The 9,372-nt window shown below is 56.2% G+C and carries 7 protein-coding genes and 1 pseudogene; 3 read left to right on the top strand and 5 right to left on the bottom strand.

The window, feature by feature from the left end; all coding sequences use genetic code 11:
* Positions 1 to 1,311, top strand: a pseudogene (locus tag VEV40_RS15040) (carboxypeptidase regulatory-like domain-containing protein); the annotation flags it as partial.
* Between the two features lie 167 nt (positions 1,312 to 1,478).
* A complete protein-coding gene (locus VEV40_RS15045; RefSeq protein WP_324833467.1) occupies positions 1,479 to 3,644 on the top strand; it encodes a VWA domain-containing protein in 2,166 nt (721 codons plus the stop codon).
* 23 nt (positions 3,645 to 3,667) lie between these two features.
* Here the strand turns inward: VEV40_RS15045 and VEV40_RS15050 are convergent, their stop codons facing one another.
* The 4 genes from VEV40_RS15050 to VEV40_RS15065 form a co-directional block, all read right to left on the bottom strand.
* A complete protein-coding gene (locus tag VEV40_RS15050) occupies positions 3,668 to 4,069 on the bottom strand; it encodes a hypothetical protein (RefSeq protein ID WP_324833469.1) in 402 nt (133 codons plus the stop codon).
* A 17-nt stretch (positions 4,070 to 4,086) separates the two neighbouring features.
* Entirely contained in the window at positions 4,087 to 4,890 is an 804-nt protein-coding gene (locus VEV40_RS15055) for an SIR2 family protein (RefSeq protein ID WP_324833470.1), read from the bottom strand.
* A gap of 428 nt (positions 4,891 to 5,318) precedes the next feature.
* Positions 5,319 to 6,719, bottom strand: coding sequence for a right-handed parallel beta-helix repeat-containing protein (locus VEV40_RS15060; RefSeq protein WP_324833473.1), 1,401 nt, complete (start codon positions 6,717 to 6,719; stop codon positions 5,319 to 5,321).
* 738 nt (positions 6,720 to 7,457) lie between these two features.
* Positions 7,458 to 7,898 carry a hypothetical protein gene (locus VEV40_RS15065; protein ID WP_324833474.1) on the bottom strand — a complete coding sequence of 147 codons (441 nt, stop codon included), beginning with the start codon at positions 7,896 to 7,898 and terminating at the stop codon, positions 7,458 to 7,460.
* A gap of 196 nt (positions 7,899 to 8,094) precedes the next feature.
* Between VEV40_RS15065 and VEV40_RS15070 the strand changes: the two genes are divergently transcribed.
* Complete coding sequence (locus VEV40_RS15070; protein ID WP_324833476.1) at positions 8,095 to 8,490, top strand: VOC family protein; 396 nt, start codon at positions 8,095 to 8,097, stop codon at positions 8,488 to 8,490.
* Positions 8,491 to 8,500: 10 nt separating this feature from the next.
* On the opposite strand, the gene VEV40_RS15075 is transcribed toward VEV40_RS15070, so the two are convergent.
* The gene (locus tag VEV40_RS15075) at positions 8,501 to 9,250 is read right to left on the bottom strand and encodes a hypothetical protein (RefSeq protein ID WP_324833477.1); all 750 of its coding nucleotides are present in this window, start codon (positions 9,248 to 9,250) and stop codon (positions 8,501 to 8,503) included.
* Positions 9,251 to 9,372 lie beyond the last annotated feature (122 nt).

Consider the following 9,372-nt stretch of genomic DNA (forward strand, 5'->3'; position numbering starts at 1 on the left):
CTCGCCGGGCTGCGCTATGAATACTTCTCACCCTATTCAGAGAAAGACAACCGCCTCGTGAACCTCGACGCCGGCAACGACTTCACCACCGTCGTCCCCGTGCAACCGAACCAGGTCGGCCCATTCTCCGGTAAATATCCCGTTGGCCTTATCGAACCTGAACGCAGCAATTTCTCTCCGCGCGTTGGCCTTGCATGGCGCGCCATCAAAGATACCGTGGTCCGCACCGGATACGGCATCAACTTCGCCAACGGCCAGTATGCAAAGTTCGTGCAGAACTTCGCCTTCCAACCCCCCTTCGCCGATGTGCAGACCAACGAATCCACCGCTGGTGCTAACATCACGCTCGCCAACGGCTTCCCCGCCCCGCAAACCGCCGGCAACTACGCCGTGAACAAGAACTATCGTCTGCCCTATGTGCAGGTCTGGAACCTCGACATCCAGCACACATTTCCGCTCGGCATCGTCCTCAACGTTGGATATAACGGCTCCAAAGGCACGCGCCTCGATGTCGTCAGCGCCCCTGGCCGCACTGCAACCGAATCTCTCAGCGGCGTCTTCTACGATTGGGAAGACTCCATTGCCTTCTCCAACTACAACGCGCTCGCTGTGCGCCTGCGTAAGCGGATGCAGCGCGGCATTGCCATCGGCGCCACCTATACCTACTCGCATTCCATCGACAACGCCAGCTCCGTCGGCGGCGTGGGTGGAGTCGTTGCGCAGAACTGGCAGGACGTTCTTGCCGAAGAATCGAACTCCAGCTTCGACATCCGCCATAACCTCAAAGGTGACTTCGTCTACGAGCTGCCCTTCGGTCCCGATACGCACATGCTCACCAACGGGAACTGGCTCTCGCACACGCTCGCCAATATCTCTATGTCCGGCAACTTCGACTTCGCTACCGGCGAACCCCTCACGCCGCACTATCAGGCCAATATCGAAGACGTGGCCCGCGGCAGTGCCGGCTCCCTCCGCCCGGACCGCGTTCCCGGTTCATCCCTTACCGCCGGAGGGGGCTCGATCCGTAACTGGTTTAACCGCGCCGCCTTCACCCAACCCGCCGCCACTTACGGGACTGCCACGCGCTACTCCATCCCCGGCCCAGGCGAAGTTTCCTTCAACGCATCTGTATCCAAGTCCGTCCGCTTCGGCGACATGCGCGCCCTCGAAGTCCGAGCCACCGCCGACAACGTCTTCAACACCGTGCAATACGCCGGCGTCGACACCACAGTAGGCTCCGCCACCTACGGAACAGTTACCTCCGCCGCCAACATGCGCCAATTCACCTTCCTCGCCCGCTACCGCTTCTAGGAGACACCATGATCATGCACAACGACGATGTCATCCTGAGCGAAGCGCAGCGGAGTCGAGGGATCCGCACGAACACGCTTTTAGCTTGCCCTGAGCGAAGTCGAAGGGTTCGTGCGAATCGTTGCAGCGCAACGACCAGCATTCTCCGGAAGCTAGCACTACCTCTGATGGGAATAGCACTATTAGTTCCAGCCCTATACGCCCAACAAACCCAGCAGCAAGACCAGCAATCCGAGGCTTACACTCTCAAAGTAAACAGCGACCTCGTCCTCACCAACATCATCGTCCGCGACAAGAAAACCGGACAAATCGTCAAGGGCCTCAAACAATCCGACTTCACCATCACCGAAAACGGAAAGCCGCAGCAGATCACCAGCTTCGACTACGAAAGCGTCGATGAAGCCGCCGCGCTTAATGAAGCCACCATCAGCGGCAAGGCTGGCAACTCCATCGTCCTCGGCAAATCGCCCGTCATGACCGGCGACGCGCTCCGCGACCATCGCCTCGTCGTCCTCTTTTTCGACATCACCTCCATGCAGCCCGAAGACGTGGAGCGCGCACAGGACGCAGCCCGCAACTACATCAACAAACAGATGCAGCCCGCCGACGTCGTCGCTGTCGTCTCGCTCGACAGCTCCCTATCGCTCGACCAGGACTTCACCCAGAACAAGCAGCTTCTGCTCAACGCCGTCAACAGCTACTCCGGTGACCAGACGCAGGGCTTCGCACCCGGCGCCACCAGCACCACCAACCAGGTTGAAGACACCACCGCCTACACCGCCGACGAGAGCGAGTACAACGACATCAATACTGACCGCGAGCTTTTCGCCATCGCCTCCATCGCCAAGTCGCTGAACTATATCAACCAGAAAAAAGCGCTCGTCTACTTCTCCGGAGGCATCTCCCGCGACGGCATCGAGAACCAGGCCTCGCTCCACTCCGCCATCAACTCCGCCGTGCGCTCCAACATGTCCATCTATTCGGTCGACGCGCGTGGCCTGCAAGCCATCTCCCCGCTCGGCGATGCCAGCACAGGAAGCATCCGCGGCAACAGCGCCTACAACGGCGGCGCGCTCCAGAACAACCTCGACGCCAACTTCAACTCGCAGGAAGTCATGGCCAACCTCTCGTCCGATACCGGCGGCAAGGCCTTCTTCGACTCCAACGACTTCGCCCCCGCATTCCAGCGCATGCAACAGGACATGTCCGAGTACTATGTCATCGGCTTCCGCTCGACTGACACGCGCCGCGACGGCTCCTACCGCCGCCTCTCCGTCAAAGTCAATCGATCAGACCTGAAGCTCGAATACCGCCCCGGCTACTATGCGCCCGCCGACTACAAACACTCCAACAAGGAAGACCGCGAGCGCCAGCTAGAAGACGAACTCGCCAGCGACCTCCCGGCGACTGACATGTCCGTCTACCTGCAGGCGCTCTACTTCCGCCTCGACGACTTCCACTACGCCGTGCCCATCTCCATCCTTGTCCCCGGCTCGCAAATCCCCTTCGTCAAAGGCGGCGACCGCGACAAGGCCACGCTCGACGTCATCGGAGAAGTCAAAGACTCCGCCGGCCGCGTCATTGGCAACGCGCGCGACACCGTCAAGCTCGCCATCGACCAGGCGCAGCAGGTGCGCCAGCGCACCATCCAGTACTCGACCAGCTTTACCCTGCCCGCCGGAAAGTTCCATCTCAAGTTCGTCGTGCGCGAAAACGAAACCGGGCGCATGGGCTCCTTCGAGACTAACATCAACGTGCCCGACCTGCGCAAAGCGCCCGTCAAGCTCAGCTCCGTCGTGCTCGCCAGCCAGCGTATCCCCGCCGGCAAAAAAGCAGAAAGCCCTCTCATCCAGGACGGCCAGGAACTGGTGCCCAACCTCGCACACGTCTTCCGCCAGAACCAGCACCTCTATTTCCTCTACGAGGTCTACAACCCGGCCAAAGCACCCGCATCGAGCAACACTCAAGATTTGTCATCCCGACCGGAGCACAGCGGAGCGGAGGGACCTGCGGTTCAATCTCAAGCGAAGCAAAAAAATGGTGGGAAAGGCAAGGACACCCCCACCACACCCGTCCGGGTCTTTACCAGCATCGAATTCCTAAGCAACGGACTGAAAGTCTACGAAACCCCGCTCATCCAGGCCACGCATCTCAACGAACCCACGCGCGATGCCATCACCTTCCAGTTCGATGTGCCGCTGACAGACCTGAAGCCGGGCCTCTACACCTGCCAGGTCAACGTAATCGACGACGCCGGAGGCAGCTTCACATTCCCAAGAATGGCCCTGCTTATCCGCGAAGGAGCACCAGTCGGAACCTCTTCAGGTCGCTAAGAAAAACTGTTGGCAGGTATCGCCTAGAATTTTCGCCCTTTTACAAACCTTGCAACAGGAGCCATTTTGTATGGATGGAAATAGGCTGGGATTGAAGTAACGTCGCGATCGCAAAAACGCTCGACCACTTCAAACCGCCCGCTCCAGTACGCAATCTCTATAACGTTGTCGTCTTTGCGTGCTTGTTTGACAGCCTTGCCCGCTTCTCGCAGCTCGCCCTCAAAGTCTTCACTCCGTTTGATTCCAAGGACCGTTGTAGATAAAACATCATCAAAAGCATGCAAGAGTCCGTCTTGGTACATTGCAGATGCCATACCGCCATCGGATAGCTGACTAAGCTCCAAATGAATCGATACTATTCGTTCGCGCTGATTACGCAGATGATGCAGGAATTGCTGGGTAGGGATCAGACCTTCATTCTCCAACTTCTCTCGAAGGCTCCTTAGAAACAATAAGTCCGTGGTCTTAAATGATTCAATTCCACGCTCATGCCAATATTCAGCATTCTCTGATGTGACATGAGGATCCACAACATATGCGAGCTTTCCAAAATGCCCAAGTCGACCCGTAATATTACCCCACACTTCTTGAAAATCAGCGTCTCGCAGGCTGTAGCCAAGGAATATGAAGGTTTTGTTGCCATTAGATCTCTAAGCTTGTTGAAGATGAGAGGATTCTGTGCCATGCAATTGTCGTAGTCATTTTGAGTGGCGACGACGGAGTAGGGTCGCGTAATACATCCATGAATTTTTAGTACTTGTCGTTTCTTGTCATCCCAAAACGCCAAATCCCGATCTTCGAAAATTGGCACAAGAACATCTAAAGCTCTTTCAATAAAAGGATCCCAGTTAGTTGTGACAAATCGGTTGAAATAGGGAATTTCTGCCAACAAATCACTGACCATCGTTGCGGTCCTGTTATCTTCACCGGGAAGAGAGAATTGCTCTAGATAGGAAATCGCCTCACGAATAAGTCGGTTGTGGTGGCCGCCGTCAAGCTCGTTGCAGAAAGATTCCATTAACTTCGGGAAAGAGGGAGATAAATTAGTTCCTGAGTGACTGGTCTGCGCCTTGATAGTCGCATAGAATCCGCGATCCTTAGCTCGCCATGATCGCTCTGTTGTACTACCGGCTCCAACAAACACTACACAAGATTCTTGAACAACATCCTTGTGCAAGCGGCTAACTAGCCGCTGGGCTACATGATCAAAGTCGTCACGTGGCTTTTCAGCTTTAATTGCCCCCAAAGCATCCTCGACAAGAATTTCTCATCTCGCAAAATTAAATTGGCAAACACAGAACGTCAACGTCGGTGTCCCTACACTTTGATCTTGAGATATTTAGCGGATGGGCGGGCAGGTGACCCATTCAAGCCTTCTTTGGCTTGTGTTGGGCAGTTCCAAAGAACCAAGCCAGCCATCAACGATAAGAAAAACAAAAAGAGGGGCTTCGCTCCTCTAGGTAGAAGCAGAGGGCTTCAGCCCTCTGAATAAGAACCGCCGTCGAAGACGGCAACCTTGCTGCCGCAGGCCCACCCGCTCAAGGTCGAAGACCGCGGCGGATCATCGATGAGCACACACGGGAGATTCCGCCGTTCTTCACGGCGCTCGATTTCAAAGGCTCGTTCGTGTGACGAGCGCCGGACCTCCACGACCCAGGCGCCGTCATTCTTGATCTACTTGCGAGACGCAAATTTCTTATACTGCGCAGCCCTGTTCATTTGTTGGGTGAAATCAGGCGCAACCGGTGCAAAGCTGTGGTCGTGCCGATTGCCAAGATGGTGCGGAGTACGGCATACGACTCCGTGATGTGGATTGCTGGGAAGCAGGTCGCTTACCAGATATGCGCTCGAATCACAGGTAACATTTCCGTCCGCATTGCCTGAGAAGGTCGCGCCGACGGAGTCCACGCTGGAGTTGACGAGCGCCAGAATGCCCGGACCTTCATTCTTGGATAACGTTCCGCCGCGAAGATAAGCTTCGGAGTTTCCATCGACCACAACTCCGGCGCTGCGTGCATCGCCCGCATTCCCGTTCTGCGAGATCACATTGGGACCAAACATGTAGAGCTGGCCCTGAGCGTAGAGTTCGACGCCGGACCCGGTATGTCCTGAGATCACAACGTTACTGTAAAGTGCGACCTCGCTTCCGAGCCCCACCTCGAGCCCAACCGCGCCATTGTTCTGGAGGATGTTTCCTCCGGCCGCCCCGCAGCCCCAAATCGAGAGAAACGAGTGCTCCCGCACGTCGACTCCTCCGCTCTCGTTACCCGAGATCTGGTTTCCTCCATAGCAAGTCGCGACCTGAGCTTTGGAAGCGCTTACTTCCTGTATGCCGAAGCCGTCCTGCCGAGTCGCGTCAGGAGCAGCGGTATTGATGTTGTTTTCGATCGCCGTATTTCCCAGCGTTGCGAATTCCGCGCCACCGCCGACGCTCACTCCCGGACCATGATTGCCGCTGATGTCTACCGGCCCGGCAAATGTGAGAACCGTCAAGAAGGAGTTGTCATTTAGAGTAAGTCCGCCGCCACCATTCTCGTCGAAGGACCCTGGTCCATCCACAGTCACGTCGGAAAGGCTATGCACGCTTACTCCGCTTCCTTGATTCCCGTTGGCGGTACAGTTCCATAGCGTAACGTTATGGCTGCTGGTTATGTTAAAGGCGTCTCCGAAGGGATTAGTGACGTTAAGCCCGTAGAGAAACACGGAGTTTGACCCCGTGACCGTCACACCGCCGGCGATGTTTGCAGTCTGCCCATAGGCAGCGCCAAGATTCAGGTTCCACGCATTGCTGATCGTGACATTCTCATTGCACGTCCCGGTCACAATCACATACGAGCCGGAACCAGCGACCGCCAGCGCCGCACCAATCGTCGCGTAGTCATTCGGGTTTGTGCCGGAGCAGTCCACGTAGTAGTAGGACTGGGCACGTGCCGCGGTAACCAGGACCGACATTACGACCAGCAGGAGAAGCCCCGCGCGGCAGAAGTTAGAGCACGTTCCCAACGCAGTTATCGTTTTCGATGTATTCCGGTCAACATGGCCGGAGAGTGACAGAGTGATCCCCTTTGTCGACATTGCCTTACCGTCCTTTCTCGTAAGGGTATGACTGGGTGTAGTCGATTCGCGCCAGCGCCGAGTTTTGCGAACCGCCTGGCTGGCGCGCTGATTGCTCCTCGTGAAATACGTTCAGAAGTCTTGCCGAACCGGGAGATTCGCCAACGAGTAACCGACGAGGATACTTTGGCAGAGGAATCGAGAGAAAGGCAGCCTTGCTGTACCATGACGTTCTCGAGGTAACGGCGAAAGAGCCCTGGCTAAACTTGGTGGGCCGGTGCGTGGCCTAAGAGAAGGTGTAGTCCGATAGTTTAGCCCTGATGAGTTTGCTGGTGTCGCGTCAAGTTCAAAGAAGGACCCTTGACAATCCCTGTTGGTGAAACAGGGTTGACCTTAACCGCCCCAATGTCAAGTGAAAGTTTTCATCCGTCGCGGAATGACGAAGGCCGCGAGAGATTAAATAAGCGCGAAGACTATCGGGTTCCCCCGGCGCACGCCGTGTTCGCGAGCTGGGGTAGGAGATTCATTCGCCAAGAGTCTCGAAGACAAACCGAAACAACCACAAAATTCAAACTAAGGAGACGTGCGAAAGCACCTCTAGGTAGAAGCCGGGGACTTTAGTCCCCGGAATAAAAACGCCGCCGAGAGACGGCAACCTTACTGCCGTAGGCCCATCTGCGCAGGTCGAAGACCGCAGCGGATCATCTAATAGCCGCGCGTCGGGCACCGACGCGCCACCTTATCCCCGGGTCCAAAATCTCAAAAGTCATCTTTCGGGTAATGATGGATCGTCCCACTCTTCCCGGCATATGTGCGATAGATTATCTCCGCGCCACTGCTCTCGGCGGCATTCTGCATGGCAACGTCACAGCCGCTTCTGACAGGACAAGGATTATATGCGCCGCGAATTTCCAACGTGTATTTCGGCCGCAGATTTACCCGCACCAGGGCCTTCTGTTCAGTGTCTCCTGCGCGGCCCACGCCCTTGACATCGAGCGACTCGGAAACCTCCCACCAGTGCGCCAATTCCGTATGAGTCTCGTCATAGAGCAGGACCTCGGCAATGTGGCAGTTTGCGTGGGCTTTGTTGGCAAAAGCCTCCTCGAAGGTCCTGTACGCCGGGCCTACCTCCACCGTGCCGCTCAGTTGACTTGGCAGTAGCTTCTTGTTCAGAACAACTGCTGGATTCTTGGGTTTCACAACTTTCCTCCTCGACGAATTTCTCGAGCCGCACCGCTGCGCCGATGCCCGTATCTGTAATAGCGCAACCAGGCCCGATTTCGTGTCATGCCGTCTCGATTATTTTTGGGAGAGGCCTAACATTGCGTGAGCAGCTAAGAAGCACCATCTGCGAGACTCGCGGCAGATGTTATAGTCCCCCATGGAGCCTCCAGTCATGCTGAACAGCATCACGCCCTTCTTCATCGTTGACAATTTGAGCGCTACCCTCGACTTCTACCAGTCCAAACTGGGATTCAACCTCCTCTACAAAGGAGGCGGCGACGCGCAATGCGATGACTTCTGGGCCTTCGTCGGACGCGACCAGGTGATGATCATGTTCAAGGCCATCACGCCTGAGATCCATCCACAGCCGAATCGTTCGCGCCACGAATGGGCCAGGTGGGACGCCTACGTCAACGCCAGCGATCCCGACGCGCTGTATTCAGAGTTCGTGTCCAAAGATGTTCCCATCCATCGCGAACTGGCCAACACCAATGACGGCTTAAGAGCCTTCGAGATCATCGATAACAATGGATATGTACTGTGCTTCGGCCGCCCTCTGGAGAATTAGAAAAAGATACCTACTGTCCGCGCAGCGACTGCGCCAGGCTGATCAGGTTTTGCGGCGCCACGTGAATCACCCCTGAACGTGGGCTGTCGATGTCGGCAATCAGAACGAAGGCAATCGACACCAGGAATGGCAGGACCGTAAATAACAGGATGCCCTTCTTGTGCGATCCATAACCGATCAACAGGCTGCAGCAGATGCCCAGCGTGGCCATCAGGCTCCACGCGCCTTTTGGAATGCGGTTCCACCATGCGGCCTGCGTATAACCCTGCCGGTTCAGCACATCGTTCATTCCTGCAACCACCAGCGCAACAGGAGGCGTCGGCTGTGCCTTGGCCGCACTCTGAACGGCGGCCCACATCTTGTCCTGCAGCTTCGCCGTTTCATTGTTAATCGCGGCAAGTTGGCGCGGATCGTGCGTCGTATAGAACAGCAGCCGCTGATCAAGATATTGCTTCAACAACTGACGAACCTGCGCCGCAGAGTCGGCAGGCAGCAAATCGGCGCGGACATACTCCGTCCCGATGGCGTTCGCCTCTTCTTCCTCATAATTCTTGCGCTGGTCGTATCGGCTCACCGCCATCGAAAAGCTGAACCCGATTATGAGTGCCAGCAGCGTCAGGCTTGCGTTGATCACAAGCCCCAGGTCGTCACGCTCGTCGTCTTGTACCGGCCGCACCTTCCGTGCAAGGAAGACCCCGACCAGCACTGACAACACCATCACCACAAGCGAGAACATAAAAACAAGAATGGGTTCGTTCAATATGCGGCTCAACTCCGTTCCCTCGTGGGAAACAGTATGCTATAAATCACTCACCACGAAAACCGCACTAGTGAAACCGCCTGCCTCGGCAACGAAAAATTCAACCGCACCGAATCCGAATT

This window comes from Alloacidobacterium sp., assembly GCF_035631355.1.
GTDB lineage: Bacteria > Acidobacteriota > Terriglobia > Terriglobales > Acidobacteriaceae > Alloacidobacterium.